Raw genomic sequence first — 16,397 nt, 5'->3', positions numbered from 1 at the left:
CACAACCTCTTGCAGAAAGATATTGGACCCGACGCTAACACCACCGCGCCGCATACATAACTGACAAAAATACCAGGCCTTCTATCACCGTTTGGGCAAGTTCATCGGTTATGGATGCCCCCGCCCCGTTTCACCGCTACAATGCCCGCCTTACCGTGACAGCCCGAACCTATAACGACATGTCCCTTCCAAAGCACCACCTGGAACTGCTCAGCCCTGCCCGTGACGTGAGCATCGCCCGCGAGGCGATCCTGCACGGCGCCGACGCCATCTACATCGGCGGCCCGAGCTTCGGCGCACGCCACAACGCCTGCAACGAAGTCAGCGAAATCGCCGAGCTGGTCGAGTTCGCCCGGCGCTACCATGCCCGCGTGTTCACCACCATCAATACCATCCTCCACGACAACGAACTGGAGCCAGCACGCAAGCTGATCCACCAGCTGTACGACGCCGGTGTCGACGCGCTGATCGTGCAGGACCTGGGGGTGATGGAGCTGGATATCCCGCCGATCGAGCTGCATGCCAGCACCCAGACAGATATCCGCACCCTGGAGCGGGCCAAGTTCCTCGACCAGGCCGGCTTCTCCCAGCTGGTGCTGGCCCGCGAGCTCAACCTGCAACAGATCCGCAGCATCGCAGCAGAGACCGACGCGGCCATCGAGTTCTTCATCCATGGCGCGCTGTGCGTGGCTTTCTCCGGCCAATGCAACATCTCCCACGCCCAGACCGGGCGCAGTGCGAATCGCGGCGACTGCTCCCAGGCCTGCCGCCTGCCATACACCCTCAAGGACGACCAGGGCCGCGTGGTAGCCTTCGAAAAGCACCTGCTGTCGATGAAGGACAACAACCAGACCGCCAACCTGCGCGACCTGGTCGATGCCGGCGTGCGCTCGTTCAAGATCGAGGGCCGTTACAAGGACATGGGCTATGTGAAGAACATCACCGCCCACTACCGCAAGGAGCTCGACGCCATCCTCGAGGACCGCCCCGAACTGGCTCGCGCCTCCAGTGGCCGCACCGAGCACTTCTTCGTGCCGGATCCGGACAAGACCTTCCACCGCGGCAGCACCGACTACTTCGTCAGCGACCGCAAGATCGACATCGGCGCCTTCGACTCCCCAACCTTCACTGGCCTGCCGGTGGGCGTAGTCGAGAAAGTCGGCAAGCGCGACCTGCTGGTGACCACCGAGGTGCCGCTGACCAACGGCGACGGCCTCAATGTGCTGGTCAAGCGTGAGGTGGTGGGTTTCCGCGCCAACATCGCCGAACTCAAGAGCGAATCCGAGGAAGACGGCCAGAAGCGCTACCGCTACCGCGTCGAGCCCAACGAGATGCCCGAGGGCCTGTACAAGCTACGCCCCAACCATCCGCTGTCGCGCAACCTCGACCACAACTGGCAGCAGGCGCTGCAGCGTACGTCGTCTGAACGCCGAGTGGCTGTCGAATGGCATGCAGTGCTGCGTGAGCAGCGCCTGATGCTGACCCTCAGCAGCGAGGAAGGCGTCAGCGTGCAGGTCGCCCTGGACGGCCCGTTCGGCGCCGCCAACAAGCCGGAACAGGCGCTCGACCAGCTGCACGACCTGCTCGGCCAGTTGGGCACCACGATGTACCACGCCGATGCCATCGAGCTCGATGCGCCCCAGGCGTTCTTCATTCCCAACTCGCAGCTCAAGGCCCTGCGCCGTGAGGCCATCGAGGCGCTGACCGCAGCACGGGTCAAGGCCCACCCGCGTGGCGGGCGCAAGGCCGAGACCACGCCACCGCCGGTGTACCCCGAGTCGCACCTGTCGTTCCTGGCCAACGTCTACAACCAGAAGGCCCGCGACTTCTACCACCGCCACGGCGTGCAGTTGATCGACGCGGCCTACGAGGCTCATGAAGAACACGGCGAGGTGCCGGTGATGATCACCAAGCACTGCCTGCGCTTCTCCTTCAACCTGTGCCCCAAGCAGGCCAAGGGCGTGACCGGCGTGCGCACCAAGGTGGCGCCGATGCAGCTGATCCAGGGCGATGAAGTGCTTACCCTGAAGTTCGACTGCAAGCCTTGCGAGATGCATGTTATCGGCAAGATGAAGAGCCATATCATCGACCTGCCGACACCAGGCAGCGCGGTGGCCCAGGTGGTCGGGCACATCAGCCCCGAAGACCTGCTCAAGACCATCCCGCGCGCGCCGCACTGAGGCATGACCCGTCGTCGCTCCAACAGACTTCACCGGCGGCGGGTCTAGACTGAACAGGGGGCTGCCACACGTGGAGGTGTGAGATGAGCCAGTTCAAGCGATTGTTGGTCATGCTCGGCCCGCAGATGCGTCACACGCCTGCCCTGCAGCGCGCAGCGGCATTGGCCGAGTCCAGCGGGGCACTGCTGGATCTCAACGTCTTCGTCGACGATGTCGACACCTTTGGCTTGATGAGCGACAGCCGCGAACGCGAGCGACTGCTCGACGACAATCGCCAGTGGCTGGCCGACGAGGCCGAGCAACTGCGCAATGCCGGCCTGGATGTCTCAACCGAACTGCTGCTGACCCGTGACCCACTGGGCAGCGTGCTTGAGCAGGTCGAGCGGCTAGGCTGCGACCTACTGGTCAAGGACGTGCAGCACGAACCCATCCTCAAGCGCCTGCTGGTCACCCCGCTGGACTGGCAACTGCTCAAGGACAGCCCGGTGGCGGTGCACCTGGTCAGCGACATCCGCCTGCCCCTGCCCCGACAGATCGCCGCCGCTGTCGATCTCAACAGCCATGGCGCCGGCGAGCACCTGGACGACGCGGTGATCCGCAGCGCCCACGCCCTGGCCCTGCAGTGCAACGCCGAACTGCACCTGTTGCATGTGTGCGATGCGGCCAGGACCCATATCGCCGACTTCGGCGCCGGTACCGTGACCATGCCCGGCTTCGATACCAGCGTGCGCACGGCCCAGCGCACGGCATTCAACCGTCTGGGCGATCACTACCAGATCGACCTCGAACGCCGCCACTTCCTCGAAGGGCCGGCAGTCAAGGCGATCACCCAATACATCGCCGCGCACCGGGTAGATGTGATCGTCATGGGCAATCACCGACACGATGCGTTGCAGGCGTTTCTCGGCGGCACCACGGCGCATGTGCTGGAGCATCCGCTGTGTAATGTGCTGGCGATCAAGGCGGTGCGCTGAATGCCATCGAGGGGCAAGGCCACTCCCGCAGTGCGGGAGCAGACCTGCCCCTCGATCGGTAGCTTGCGTGGACTCAGAACGCCTTGCTGTAGAACAGCGAGTACGACTCGATCCCGTCGTTAGGCTGCTTCAGCCCGGCATTGGAGTAGTGCATGGCGCGGATGCCGACCTTCTGCTCCGCCGGCAGTTTCAGGCCGAAACCGATCCTGTCCTCGAAGTTCACCGACGAGCCCAGGCGCTGGTCGCCCACGTCGGTCTTGGAGAACGCCGCCAGGCCGATACCCGCCTCGATGAAGGGGGTGTAGGTAAAGCCACTGAATTCATAGACGAACACCGGGCTGATCGACAGCGAGTGGGCCCCACTGGCCTCGCCGCCTTCCCAGTAGGTGTAGGCCGCATCCCAGTATCCGGTCAGATGACCGGTGTCGCTTTCAAGCCATTTCTTGTCCCAGTCGAAGGACAGGCCGATGCGGTAGGTCATGTCGCCCTGGCCAGTAGCACCCACGGCAGCGGACACCTGCGCAGCCTGGGCCAGGTTAACGCCGGCGAACGCCAGCACTGCAGCAGCCAACGTTGTGGCGAGACGGGTTTTCATCAATGACTTTCTCCTGATGGTCTTCACGGGCAGGGCCGCGAAATGCGCGTCCCTGCGTCAATGGAGGCTACGCCCCTCGTTCTTCCTGCATTGGCAACCCCAGACTATGTAAGGTTACAAGCGGTAATACTTCTTTGATTATTGCCAGAATGTACTGATAGTGGGAAGTGATTTGCCACTATTGGCTAAAGGACATTGGGTGCTCGCCATTGGTTCAGTCGTATTCCGCTTCCTCGTGTTCACCCAGCAATCGGCGCTGCCTGTGCGTCGCTCGCCCCGCGACAGGAAACTTACCGCCAGTTGAGATCAACCCGCGCCGGCGCCTTGCCGTCCACCGTCACCTGCTGCTGCACCGTCTGGCCCTCGGCATTGCCGACCACGCGGTAGTGCCCTGGGGGCAATTGCACGAAGATCAACGGACCGACGTCCTGCAACGTCAGTACCGACTGGCCCTGGGCCGATTGGATATCCACCGCGGCACCACTCTGGAACTTGCCTTCGGCACCGGTCGAGAGGGTGATGTGCAGGTCGTAGCCGGGTGTGCGGCGCAGTGCATCGGCTTCATCCTGGCCGATACCGCCCTGCAGGTAACGGATGCCGTTCTGTTCCTGGGGCTGCAATTGCACGCCCTGCGGATCGATAGGGGTATTCAGGTCGGTGGCCGCTGCAAGGTTCCAAGGCATGGCCAATGCCAGCAACAGCGCGGCGCAAAGGCCGTAATGGTGAGTGCGCATGGTGCATTCCTCCCTGGTGGGATGGTCTACACAATTTGGAGGGTTTTCCGGGACTCGGGTTCGCCCGTTGACGCACCGTTAGTCCGCGAGGCGTTGCCCTCAAGACAAGGGCAGCTCACGACGCTCCTCCAGCAACTTGATGAACATGCTCAAGCTGCGCGACACCGTCCCCCGTCGCCACACTAGCCAGGTCTTCAAGTAGCGAAAATCCTCGGCCATCGGCCAGGCGCTGACCGTGCTGCACCCCGGCATGTTTTCGAGCATGCTGCGCGGCATCATCGCCAGGCCTGCGCCTGCGCTGACACAGGCGAGCATGCCATGGTACGACTCCATCTCGTGGATCTTGCCCGGCACCGCCTGGTCATGGACGAACCAGCTTTCGAAATGGTGGCGGTACGAGCAGTTGGCGCGAAAAGCGTAGATGCTTGAGCCGTTGACGTCCCGGGCACGGGTCACGGGCGGGTGGTTGAGCGGTGCGATGACCATCATCTCTTCCTCGAACACCGGCATGCCTTCCAGCGTCGGGTGCAGCACCGGTCCATCGACGAAAGCCGCCACCAGGCGCCCGGACAACACCCCTTCGAGCATGGTCCCCGACGGCCCGGTGGACAGGTCCAGGTCGACCTTCGGGTAGCGCTGGTTGTAGGCCGCCAGCAAGGCCGGGATGCGCACCGCGGCGGTGCTTTCCAGCGAACCCAGGGCAAAAGTGCCCTGGGGGTCCTCCCCCGCCACGGTCAGCCGCGCCTCGTGTACCAGATCGAGGATGCGCCGGGTGTACTCGAGGAAGTTCCAGCCGGCCGGCGACAGGCGCAGGCGGCTCTTCTCACGGATGAACAGCTCGACGCCCAGGTCCTCCTCAAGCTGCTTGATACGGGTGGTCAGGTTCGACGGCACCCGATGGATCTGCTGGGCGGCGGCGCTGATGCTGCCGTGCTCGGCCACGGCCTTGAACATCTCGAGTTGCACCAGGTCCACAGTCATTCTCCAAACGTGAATGTTTCGCTCATTATTATTCAGTTTTCATTAAAGCGCGCCACCACTAGTCTGCGCTCACCCCATCAGAACAATGAGAGCCCTGCCATGAGCGAGATCAGCAGCCTGACCCACGCCATCTCCGTCGACCCCTACAGCGGCGAACGGATCGGCCATTACGCCTTCGACACCGACGCCGCACTGGACGCGGCGCTGCAACGCGCCAAGGCCGGCTACAGCCAGTGGCGCAAAGTGTCGCTGGGCCAGCGCAGCGAGTACCTGGTCGCGCTCGGGCAGGCCCTGCAGGCCAACGCCGAGGCCTTCGCGCAGATGATCGCCCGCGAGATCGGCAAGCCGATCAGCCAGGCCCGCGGTGAAGTCAGCAAGTGTGTCGGCCTGTGCCAGTGGTACGCCGAACACGGCCCGGCCATGCTCGCGCCGGAGCCGACCCAGATCGAAAAGGCCCGTATCGAATACCGCCCGCTTGGCCCGATCCTCGCCGTGATGCCGTGGAACTTCCCAGTCTGGCAGGTGCTGCGCGGCGCGGTGCCGGCGCTGCTGGCGGGCAACACCTACGTGCTCAAGCACGCGCCCAACGTGATGGGCAGCGCCTACCTGCTGGCCGACCTGTTCAAACGCGCCGGCCTGCCTGAGGGCGTGTTCGAAGTGCTCAATGTCACCCCAGAGGGCGTCACCCGCGCCATCAACGACCCGCGCATCGCCGCCATCACCCTGACCGGCAGCGTGCGCGCCGGCATGGCCATCGGTGCGCAAGCCGGTGCGGCGCTGAAGAAGTGCGTGCTGGAGCTGGGCGGCTCCGATCCGTTCATCGTACTGGCCGATGCCGACCTTGATGCCGCGGTGAAGGCCGCCGTGATCGGCCGCTACCAGAACACCGGCCAGGTCTGCGCCGCGGCCAAGCGCCTGATTGTCGAAGAAAGCATTGTCGAGGCGTTCACCCACAAGTTCGTCGAGGCCACCCGTGCGCTGACCGTCGGCAATCCGCTGGACGACGCCACCTACATCGGCCCGATGGCCCGCTACGACCTGCGCGATGAACTCGACGGCCAGGTCCAGGCGACCCTCGCCGAAGGCGCCATCCTGCTGCTGGGGGGCAAGAAGGTCGAGGGCGCGGCCAACTTCTACGAGCCGACGGTATTCGCCAACGTCACCCCGGACATGACCGCATTCAAACAGGAGCTGTTCGGGCCGGTGGCGGCGATCATCAGCGCCCGCGACGCCGACCACGCCGTGGCGCTGGCCAACGACAGCGAATTCGGCTTGGCCGCGACCATCTACACCGCCGACTATGCCTTGGCCGAGCGCATGACCGCTGCGCTGGACACCGGCGGCGTGTTCATCAACGGCTACTGCGCATCCGACCCCCGCGTGGCGTTCGGTGGCGTGAAGAAAAGTGGCTTTGGCCGTGAGCTGTCACACTTCGGCGTGCGCGAGTTCACCAATGCCCAGACGGTGTGGCTGGATCGCAACTGATCCCCGCGCCCCGATACCACCGCTGCGGGAGCGGCTCCAGCCGCCCCGCACCTGACGTTGCCGCCTGGCCATGCGCAACTGGGCTGCAAATCGGCCCGATCCTGTATCTTGAATCCCCTTCCCATACACGAATAATCGAGCACCTCCCTAGCGAACCGGAGGTACCCATGAGCCTGCAACCCGACACCCGTCGCCTGACCGTCCCTGAACTGGCCGCCATGAAGGGCCGGCAGAAGATCGTCGCCCTCACCGCCTACAGCACGCCGATCGCTCGCCTGATCGACCCGTTGATGGACTTCATCCTGGTGGGCGACTCGACCGCCATGGTCGCCTATGGACGGCGCTCAACCTTGGCCATGCGGCTGGACGAAACCATCAGCCACACCCGTGCCGTGGTCGACTGCACCCAGCACGCCTGCGTGATCGCCGACATGCCTTTCGGCAGTTACCAGGAGTCCCCTGAACAGGCACTGCGCAGCTGCGCCAGGGTGCTGGCCGAAACCGGATGCGACGCGGTGAAGCTGGAAAGCAACCGCATACTGGCCGCCACGGTGGCGTTTCTGGTCGAGCGGGGTATTCCGGTGATGGCCCACGTCGGCTTGATGCCGCAGTTCGTCAATGTCCTGGGCGGCTACAAGGCACAAGGGCTGACCGAGGAAAGCGCCGCCACCATCCATGCCGATGCGCGCGCCAACCTGGCCGCCGGCGCCTTCAGCCTGCTGCTCGAGGGCGTGGCCGAGCCACTGGCCCGACGTATCAGCGAAGAAAGTCGGCAGCCTTGCATCGGTATCGGCGCCTCCCCGGCCTGCGATGGCCAGATCCTGGTCACCGAGGATCTGCTCGGGCTGAGCGGGCCGCGCAAGGCGAAGTTCGTCAAGCAGTACGCCGACGTGGCGACAGTCATCCGCTTAGCCTGCGCCCGCTATGCCAATGAAGTGCGTCAGGGTGAATTCCCTGAACGCGAGCATTGCTACGGCAGCTGAGGTGCCTGACGGATCGCCCGGGCCAACTTGACCAGCGCAGCTTCGATGTCCAGCTGCCAATCGACGGTAAAGCTCAGCCGCAGATGGTCGCGCCAGAACCCGGCCTGGCTGAACAACGCCCCCGGCACGATCACCACGCCCTGATCCAGCAACTGCTTGCACACGGCCTGCATGTCTACCGGGCGCACCGCCTGCAGCCAGAACGTGGCGCCCGCCACGGGCATCGTCAGGCGCAGGCAGTCAGCGGCGTGACGCTCAAGCAACTGCGCCATGCGCTGACGGCTGCGTGCCAGGTGCCGGATCAGCTGGCCCTGGTGCCGGGCCAGGCTTCCGGTACTCAGCAATCGGGCAACGGCCTGTTGCCGATAGCTCGGCAGGCGAAAACCCTGGGCAAGAAAGGCTTGGGCCAGGCTCGACGCCGCGCCACGGCACAACAGGTAACCGAACGGTGCCTCCGCGCCGATGCACTTGTCGAAACCGGCCAGCACCAGCAAACGTTCCGGGTCGGCATGGTCACGGTATCGCTGGCCCGCCGCAGCCTCGCACAGCGCGCCATAACTGTCGTTTTCGATCAGCCACGCCTGGTGCTCGGCCAGCAAGGCGCACAGATGCTGCTTATCCTGGATCGGCATCGCGCCGCCCTGGGGTATGTTGACGGTCGAGGACAGTACCGCCGCCCTGATCGGCTTTTCGCTGAATACTCGCGCCACGGCCTGCAGATCGAAACGACCGTCCGCGCCAAGTGGTGCCTCGACGATCTGCATCCCCGCCGCCTGCAGCAGCCGCAGGACCAGCCAGGAGCAAGGCGACTCGACCAGTACCCAGGCGCCCCGTGGCAACAGTGTGCGCAGCGCAAGCTCGAACACGCTGCGCCAATCGGCGCCGACGAACACTTGGTCGGCCTGCCAGTGATCATCCACGCCGCGGCTGTAGCAGCGGGCCAGGGCCTCGCGCAGCGCCGGTTCGCCAAAAGGTGCGAATGGTGGTGCGTCGGCACGGGGCAGCTGGCGCAGCAACTCGCGCTCGACACTCAGCAACGGTCCCTCCAGGGACGCCAGCATGGTCGGTGAGTCGCTGCTCAGGGCCAGCATCCCCGGTTGCCGGGCGCTGGCATACAGACGGTCGATCAGGCTGAGCGCAGGCGGCAGCCGCGACGAGGCTGCCCCGGCCACGCTGAAGTAACCGACCTTGGGGCGTGCCTGGATCCGCCCCTGGGCTTCGAGCAGGGCGAATGCCTGTTTGCTGGACGACAGCGAGACGTTCAAGTGCCGGGCAACATCGCGCAGCGAGGGCAACCGATGCGCCAGCTCCGGTGCGCGGGCGTCGAGCCAGGCGCTCAGGTAGCGGTGGACTTTCTGGTAGGTGAAACGGGGCGTCTGCGCGGTGTCCATACCGGTCCTCCGAAAAACTGCGGCAGGCACACTAGGCTCTGTATGAAAAGCCTTGATACTCGGTGATGCTGCGTTGAAAACAGCCTCGGAATGCTCATTTACAACCCGTAAAGTCGAGCGCGACTCCGACCGTTCCTCGGCTGTTTTCGCCTTGCCTGACCTTCGTCTCAAGACTTTTCATACAGACCCTAGCAAGCTTTGCCGCACTGTCCTAGGCTCTGCACCAAATGTATCTGCACTCGCCCATACTGCGTTGAAGCGGGGCTCGGTCATGTACGCCAGTACATTCCGCTTCCTCACCCCGTTTCGCCTTGTCTGGCCTTCGCGCAGACACATTTGCTACAGACCCTAGCTTGCCCGCCGCCGCTTGAGCGTTTCGCTCGGCAGTTCGCGAAACAGCTGCCGGTAACTTTCGGAAAACCGTCCCAGGTGCCAGAACGACCAGCGCATCGCCACTTCGGCCACGGTCGCGTCACCCGCCAGCAGATCGCGCCGCGCGCCGTTTAGGCGACGCAGGCGCAACCAATGCGCCGGTGGCAGGTTGGTGAAACCCTTGAAGGCTTGCTGCAATTGACGCACGGAAACCCCGGCGACCTTGGCCAGTTGCAGCAGGTTTAGGGTTTCGTCGGGGCAGTCGGCGGCCCACTCGCTGACCCGGCGCATGATCGCCCGCTCCTCATCGCGCCGCCCCAGCGCCTCGCCCTGCAGGCGCTGGCCGGCGTTGTCGAGGATGAACAGGCAGTCCTCCAGCAACTGCTCGCCCAGCGCCCCGCCCTCCAGCGGGCAATCGGCCTGCCCCAGTTGCGTGAGCGTGGCGCTCAGCCAGTTGCCGAACAAAGCGTTCTGCTGGCAGGTCAGCGGCACCATGAACAGACCGCGCAGGCGTTCCAGGTCGAGGCCGTGGCTGGCCAAAAACGGCTGCTCGAACACCACCGCCACTTCCTGATAGTTCTCCGGGGTGATCCAGATATTGCGGCTGTCTTCATTGAGCAAATAGAGGCTGTTTTCACTGCGGTCGAAGCAGAACGCCAGGGCGCCGCTGGGCGCGCGAAAGAACTGCTCGACCCGGGTGTTCAGGCGCTCCTCGTAGACCTCCACGCCATCGAGGCCCAGCCAGCGCAGCTGGCCGTTGAAATGCCCGGGCGACATCTGCCGGTATTGCTGCTGCCAGCCAGGGGTGACGCGGGTCTGTTCGGTCACATCGGTGGTGCGGTAATCCTGGACCTGCAAGGCGGTTGGCGTTGTCACGCGCTGTCCTAGTTGCACTCTTTTGGTGCATTCGTTGCCGAAGAAAGTGGATAGATCGCCTTGGTGGGCAGCGACCAAGATAGTCCTCAGCGTCACCTGTGGGAAGTGCCCCTCGGCACTGAACGCCTTGCGTCCCACCACAACTACCCAACCAAGAGGTTTGTATGAACGCCCCCTTCGATCAGCTGTCCACCTGGCTGAAAGAACACCGAATCACCGAAGTCGAATGCGTGATCAGCGACCTGACCGGCATCGCCCGCGGCAAGATCGCCCCGACCGCCAAGTTCCTCCACGAGCGCGGCATGCGCCTGCCCGAGAGCGTGCTGCTGCAGACCGTCACCGGCGACTATGTCGACGACGACATCTACTACAGCCTGCTCGACGCCGCCGACATCGACATGGTCTGCCGCCCCGACCCCACGGCGGTGTACCAGATCCCCTGGGCCATCGAACCGACCGCGATCGTCATCCACGACACCTTCGACAAACAAGGCAACCCCATCGAGCTGTCGCCGCGCAACGTACTCAAGAAGGTGCTCAAGCTGTACGCCGACAAGGGCTGGCAGCCGATCGTCGCGCCGGAGATGGAGTTCTACCTCACCCAGCGCTGCGAGGACCCGGACCTGCCGCTGCAGGTGCCGCTGGGCCGCTCGGGCCGCGCCGAAAGTGGCCGTCAGTCGTTTTCCATCGATGCCGCCAACGAATTCGACCCGCTGTTCGAGGACGTCTACGACTGGTGCGAAATCCAGGGCCTGGACCTCGACACGCTGATCCATGAAGACGGCCCGGCGCAGATGGAGATCAACTTCCGCCACGGCGACGCCCTGGACCTGGCCGACCAGATCACCGTATTCAAGCGCACGATGCGCGAGGCGGCGCTCAAGCACAACGTCACCGCCACCTTCATGGCCAAGCCGATCACCGATGAACCGGGCAGCGCCATGCACCTGCACCAGAGCGTGGTCGACATCGCCACTGGCAAGCCGATCTTCGCCAATGACGACGGCAGCATGAGCGAGCTGTTCCTGCACCATATCGGCGGCCTGCAGAAGTACATCCCCAAGGTGTTGCCGATGTTCGCGCCGAACGTCAACTCGTTCCGCCGCTTCCTGCCTGACACCTCGGCGCCGGTGAACGTCGAATGGGGTGAGGAAAACCGTACCGCCGGCCTGCGCGTGCCAACGTCGAGCCCCGAAGCGATGCGCGTGGAGAACCGCCTGCCGGGCGCCGACGCCAACCCCTACCTGGCCATCGCCGCGAGCCTGCTGTGCGGTTACATCGGCATGGTCGAGAAACTCGAACCCAGCGCCCCGGTACAGGGCCGCGCCTATGAGCGGCGCAACCTGCGCCTGCCGATCACCATCGAGGACGCGCTGCAGCACATGGAAGACTGCGAAAAGGTGCAGCAGTACCTCGGCCAGCAGTTCGTCCAGGGCTACGTCGCGGTCAAGCGTGCCGAGCATGAAAACTTCAAGCGCGTGATCAGTTCGTGGGAGCGCGAGTTCCTGCTGTTGAGCGTCTGATCCGCTTTCTGGCAGGCCAGATCCCACGGCAGAACCAAGATGCCTGTGGGAGCCGGCTTGCCGGCGATGGGCTGCAAAGCAGCCCCTACACCACCGAACTCGAAGAACAAGACCAACGAGGTGTCGACATGCGTCATCCGCAAGCTTTGATCCCCGCAACCTTCGCCCTGCTGTTCGGCGCGGCCGTCCAGGCCCAGCCTACGGTGAGCGTCTACAACTGGACCGACTACATCGGTGACACCACCCTGGCCGACTTCCAGGCCAGCAGCGGGATCAAGGTGGTCTATGACGTGTTCGACTCCAACGAAACCCTGGAGGGCAAGCTGCTGGCCGGGCGCACCGGCTACGACGTGGTCGTGCCCTCCAACCATTTCCTCGCGCGCCAGGCTCAGGCCGGCGCGTTCCTGCCGCTGGACCGCAGCAAGCTGCCGAACTGGCGGCACCTGGACCCGAAACTGCTCAAGCAACTGGAGCAGAACGACCCGGGCAACCAGTACGCCGTACCGTACCTCTGGGGCACCAACGGCATCGGCTACAACGTCGACAAGGTCAAGGCGGTGCTGGGCATCGACAGGATCGACTCCTGGGCCGTACTGTTCGAAGCCGAGAACCTGAAGAAGCTCAAGCAGTGCGGCGTGGCGTTCATGGACTCGCCCGACGAGCTCTACCCCGCCATGCTCAACTACCTGGGCATGAACCCGCGCAGCGAGAAGGCCGATGACTACAAGAAGGCCGAGGCCCGCCTGCTGGAGCTGCGCCCGTACATCACCTACTTCCATTCCTCCAAGTACGTTTCGGACTTGGCCAATGGTGATGTCTGCATCGCCTTCGGCTACTCCGGCGACGTACTGCAGGCCGCGCACCGCGCCGAAGAGGCCGGCAACGGCGTCAAGGTCGCCTACAGCATTCCCAAGGAAGGCAGCAACCTGTGGTTCGACCTGCTGGCCATCCCCAAGGACGCCAAGAACCCCGAGCAGGCCCTGGCCTTCATCAACTACCTGCTCGACCCCAAGGTGATCGCCAAGGTCAGTGCCACGGTCGGCTATGCCAACGCCAACCCCGACGCCAAGGCCGACATGGACCCGGCGCTGGTCGACAACCCCGAGATCTACCCGCCGCAGGAGGTGCTGGACAAACTGTATGTCTCGTCCATGCAGAGCCCGCCGATCCTGCGGCAGATGACCCGCTCCTGGAGCAAGATCAAGTCCAACCGCTGAGCCGAGCACACCCATGCCTCACATGACTGAACACACTGCCTCCTACTACGCCGCCTCGGCGCGCCAGGCGGCGACCTACCCCGTGCTCGACCAGGACCTGCAGGCCGATGTCTGCGTGGTCGGCGGTGGCCTGACCGGGGTCAATGCGGCCCTGGAGCTGGCCGAACGCGGCCTCTCGGTGATCCTGCTGGAGGCCCGCCGCATCGGTTGGGGCGCCAGCGGGCGCAATGGCGGGCAACTGATCCGCGGCATCGGCCATGACGTCTCGGGCTTTGCCCGGCACGTCGGCCAGGACGGCGTACGTTACCTCAAGCAGGCCGGGATCGATTCGGTGGCCCTGGTCGCCCGCCGTATCGCGCAATATGGCATCGACTGCGACCTGCGCTGGGGGTTCTGCGAGCTGGCCAACACCCCCGCCCAGTTCGCCGCATTCGAGGACGAGCAACGCGACCTCGCCACACTGGGCTACCCGCATGAGACCCGCCTGGTCGGCCCCGAGCGCATGCACGAGATCGTCGCCAGCGACCTGTACGCCGGCGGCCTGGTCGACATGGGCTCGGGCCATCTGCACCCGCTCGACCTGGTCCAGGGCGAAGCCCACGCCGCTCATGGCCTGGGGGTGCGCATCTTCGAGCAAAGCCCGGTACTGCGCATCGAACATGGCAGTACGGTGATCCTGCACACCGCCCGCGGCAAGGTGCGCGCGCAGAGCCTGGTACTCGGCTGCAACGCCCACCTCGACGAACTGGAGCCACGCTTGAGTGGCAAGGTGCTGCCGGCCGGCAGCTACGTGGTGGCGACCGAGCCACTGCCTGAAGGCCTGGCGCGTACGCTGATCCCGCAGCAGATGGCGCTGTGCGACCAGAAAGTGGGCCTGGACTACTACCGCCTGACCGCCGACAACCGCCTGCTGTTTGGCGGTGCTTGCCACTATTCCGGGCGCGACCCCAAGGACATCGGCGCCTACATGCGGCCCAAGGTACTCAAGGTGTTCCCGCAACTGGCCGAGGTGCGCCTGGACTACCAGTGGGGCGGCATGATCGGCATCACCGCCAACCGCTTCCCCCAGGTAGGCCGGCTCAGCCAACACCCCAACGTGTTCTATGCCCAGGGCTACTCCGGGCATGGTTTGAACGTCACCCACTGGACAGCGAAACTGCTCGCCGAAGCCATTGCCACCGAGCAAAGCCATGGCTTCGATGTGTTCCGCGCGGTGCCGCACTTGACCTTCCCCGGCGGCAAGGCACTGCGCTCGCCGCTGCTGGCACTGGGGATGCTATGGTATCGCTTGCGCGAGGCGCTGGGCTGACGACCCACCGTCAAAGGATGGCCTGCAGCCCCTTGTCGGCAATGATATTCAGCAGCTTCAAGGCCGGCCCGGCCGGGCGTGTTTCGCCCTGCTCCCATTTGCGTACTGTCGATGCGCTGGTGTGCAGGTGCAGGGCGAACACCGGCTGGCTGAAGTTAAGGGCTTCACGCAGGTGGCGGATGTCCTGGGCAGTGAACGCTCGCACCGGAGCCGGGCAGATCGCCTCGAAGTCCCTCAGCGTAACCTTGCCGACAGCGCCTGCCTGCTCCAGAGCCGACAGGTCGGCACGCAATGACTCAATGAGTTTGCTGGTCACAATGGACCTCCATCAATACTCCGCAGCCCAATGCCTTGGCCAGAGCGCGGGGTGACAATTCCAGAAAAACCTTGCCGGTAAACTGCAGGGCCTTTTGCTCGGCCGGCGTGACATTGGCCAGGTCGCTTTTGGCGAATCCATGCAGGAACACATATCGATCGCCTATACGAGCCGTCAGGAGCATCCGATAACCACCCCGCTTACCACTGCACAGGCCTGCAATACGCTGCTTGAACAACAGACCGCCAAGACTCGCATCAACCAGCCCGCTCCGCATTTCCGCAACTGCCCGGCAGAGCAGGTGGTCCGGCAAGCACTCCCTGGCTTGCCAGCGGGCAAACTCCCTACGCTTGTAGACATCCATGATCGGCACCCGAAACATACCCGTAAAGGGCACACTTTTCCACTATCAGTGATGAATGGATAGTCAGCTCAATCAGGTTGGTCGGTGGGAAACGGCAATCGTCGGCACCCGAACGCTGGCCTTCGGCCCACCACCTGCTAGCGTTGTTCTGGCCCCTTCCCTCATGGACCTTGTCATCATGAAGCACCTGCCTCGCACCACCCTGCTGTGCGCTGCTCTGCTGGCCCTGGTTGCCTGCTCCAGCAACCGTGTCGACCCCAAGGACTATTCCGGGTTTCTCAAGGACTACAGCCGCCTGAAGCCGGCCGAAAGCGTCTCCGGCGCGCCGGTGATGCGCTGGATCGACCCGGACGTGAAGGCCAGCCAGTACACCAAGGTGTTCATCGAACCGAGCCAGTTCTACCCCAAGCCGCAACCGACCAACGTGATCTCGGCGCAGACCCTGCAAGAGATCACCCGCTACTTCAACGAAGCGATGCGCCGCGAACTCGGCAGTGTGCTCACCCTGGTCAAGGAGCCCGGGCCGAATACCATCGTTGTGCGCCCGGCGATCACCGCGGTCTCCACCAGCACCGAGGGCCTCAAGCCCTATGAAGTGATCCCCATCGCCTTGGTCGCCGCGGCTGTCAACACCGCCGCCGGTGGCCGCGACCAGGCCGTGGACATCGCCGTGGAGGCGGCCTTCCTCGATGGCACCAGCCAGAACGTGCTGGCCCAGGTGGTGCGCAAGGGCAGTGGCAAGGACCTGGAGAACGACACCACGCAGCTGACCCTGAACGACGTCAAGCCGGTGCTCGACGGCTGGGCCAGCGACATGCGCCGCAGCTTCGTGGCCCTGCAGCAGAAAGCGAAGTAAGTGACCATTCGGTCAATGCGCGACCACTCGTCGGACGTACTGTAAAAAGGCCATCACTGCCTGGCCGGCCTGCTTAACTCAAGCGGGCTGCCAGGCAGGCGGCACCGCGTACCAGGGATGGCTGCACAAGCCGGCTGCCAACAGCCGCTCGCACCGGGCAAGCCTGTTCTCCCCGCCCGGTCTCCCACTTCCTCCGCCTCTTCGCCCGCCTGCGCCAGTCGTGGTTATCGGTATGTCATTC

Annotated in this window: 15 protein-coding genes; 8 read left to right on the top strand and 7 right to left on the bottom strand. The window is 64.3% G+C overall.

The genetic code is table 11. From position 1 onward, the window contains the following. The first annotated feature begins 179 nt into the window (after positions 1-179). Positions 180-2,180 (top strand): peptidase U32 family protein, encoded by a 2,001-nt coding sequence (locus KHO27_RS08500; protein ID WP_214501607.1) that lies wholly within the window; start codon positions 180-182, stop codon positions 2,178-2,180. Positions 2,181-2,263: 83 nt separating this feature from the next. Further along, entirely contained in the window at positions 2,264-3,154 is an 891-nt protein-coding gene (locus KHO27_RS08495; protein WP_214501606.1) for a universal stress protein, read from the top strand. 73 nt (positions 3,155-3,227) lie between these two features. On the opposite strand, the gene KHO27_RS08490 is transcribed toward KHO27_RS08495, so the two are convergent. From KHO27_RS08490 to ptrR, 3 genes are all read right to left on the bottom strand, one after another. Next, complete coding sequence (locus tag KHO27_RS08490; RefSeq protein ID WP_110699289.1) at positions 3,228-3,749, bottom strand: acyloxyacyl hydrolase; 522 nt, start codon at positions 3,747-3,749, stop codon at positions 3,228-3,230. 290 nt (positions 3,750-4,039) lie between these two features. Beyond that, complete coding sequence (locus tag KHO27_RS08485) at positions 4,040-4,483, bottom strand: carboxypeptidase regulatory-like domain-containing protein (protein ID WP_198754581.1); 444 nt, start codon at positions 4,481-4,483, stop codon at positions 4,040-4,042. A gap of 99 nt (positions 4,484-4,582) precedes the next feature. Then, positions 4,583-5,458, bottom strand: coding sequence for a putrescine utilization regulator PtrR (ptrR, locus tag KHO27_RS08480; protein ID WP_111532461.1), 876 nt, complete (start codon positions 5,456-5,458; stop codon positions 4,583-4,585). Positions 5,459-5,563: 105 nt separating this feature from the next. On the opposite strand from ptrR, the gene KHO27_RS08475 reads away from it, so the two are divergent. Next, a complete protein-coding gene (locus KHO27_RS08475; RefSeq protein WP_214501605.1) occupies positions 5,564-6,949 on the top strand; it encodes an aldehyde dehydrogenase family protein in 1,386 nt (461 codons plus the stop codon). Between the two features lie 167 nt (positions 6,950-7,116). After that, the gene (gene panB, locus KHO27_RS08470) at positions 7,117-7,932 is read left to right on the top strand and encodes a 3-methyl-2-oxobutanoate hydroxymethyltransferase (protein WP_110699296.1); all 816 of its coding nucleotides are present in this window, start codon (positions 7,117-7,119) and stop codon (positions 7,930-7,932) included. On the opposite strand, the gene KHO27_RS08465 is transcribed toward panB, so the two are convergent. Both KHO27_RS08465 and KHO27_RS08460 read right to left on the bottom strand, forming a co-directional pair. Then, complete coding sequence (locus KHO27_RS08465) at positions 7,920-9,323, bottom strand: aminotransferase-like domain-containing protein (protein ID WP_110699298.1); 1,404 nt, start codon at positions 9,321-9,323, stop codon at positions 7,920-7,922. The two genes, panB and KHO27_RS08465, sit on opposite strands and share 13 nt — an antisense overlap. A 348-nt stretch (positions 9,324-9,671) precedes the next feature. After that, a complete protein-coding gene (locus KHO27_RS08460; protein WP_110699300.1) occupies positions 9,672-10,571 on the bottom strand; it encodes a helix-turn-helix domain-containing protein in 900 nt (299 codons plus the stop codon). A gap of 164 nt (positions 10,572-10,735) precedes the next feature. Between KHO27_RS08460 and KHO27_RS08455 the strand changes: the two genes are divergently transcribed. From KHO27_RS08455 to KHO27_RS08445, 3 genes are all read left to right on the top strand, one after another. Next, positions 10,736-12,094: a glutamine synthetase family protein gene (locus tag KHO27_RS08455; protein WP_214501604.1), complete on the top strand. Its 1,359-nt coding sequence runs from the start codon at positions 10,736-10,738 to the stop codon at positions 12,092-12,094. A gap of 128 nt (positions 12,095-12,222) precedes the next feature. Next, the gene (locus KHO27_RS08450) at positions 12,223-13,311 is read left to right on the top strand and encodes a polyamine ABC transporter substrate-binding protein (protein WP_023631637.1); all 1,089 of its coding nucleotides are present in this window, start codon (positions 12,223-12,225) and stop codon (positions 13,309-13,311) included. Between the two features lie 13 nt (positions 13,312-13,324). After that, on the top strand, positions 13,325-14,620 hold the full coding sequence (locus KHO27_RS08445) for an NAD(P)/FAD-dependent oxidoreductase (RefSeq protein WP_110699303.1): 1,296 nt from the start codon (positions 13,325-13,327) through the stop codon (positions 14,618-14,620). A gap of 10 nt (positions 14,621-14,630) precedes the next feature. Here the strand turns inward: KHO27_RS08445 and KHO27_RS08440 are convergent, their stop codons facing one another. Next, positions 14,631-14,936 carry a helix-turn-helix domain-containing protein gene (locus tag KHO27_RS08440; RefSeq protein ID WP_046855774.1) on the bottom strand — a complete coding sequence of 102 codons (306 nt, stop codon included), beginning with the start codon at positions 14,934-14,936 and terminating at the stop codon, positions 14,631-14,633. Further along, complete coding sequence (locus KHO27_RS08435) at positions 14,917-15,300, bottom strand: type II toxin-antitoxin system RelE/ParE family toxin (RefSeq protein ID WP_178082016.1); 384 nt, start codon at positions 15,298-15,300, stop codon at positions 14,917-14,919. Before KHO27_RS08435 ends, KHO27_RS08440 begins: the two co-directional genes overlap by 20 nt. A gap of 178 nt (positions 15,301-15,478) precedes the next feature. Between KHO27_RS08435 and KHO27_RS08430 the strand changes: the two genes are divergently transcribed. Continuing rightward, positions 15,479-16,156, top strand: a complete 678-nt coding sequence (locus KHO27_RS08430) for a DUF3313 domain-containing protein (RefSeq protein WP_110699305.1) — start codon at positions 15,479-15,481, stop codon at positions 16,154-16,156. Positions 16,157-16,397 lie beyond the last annotated feature (241 nt).

The organism is Pseudomonas sp. RC3H12, assembly GCF_018596375.1.
Lineage (GTDB): Bacteria > Pseudomonadota > Gammaproteobacteria > Pseudomonadales > Pseudomonadaceae > Aquipseudomonas.
Note: the sequence above shows the minus strand (reverse complement) of the source record. Positions and strands in the feature narration are given on the sequence as shown.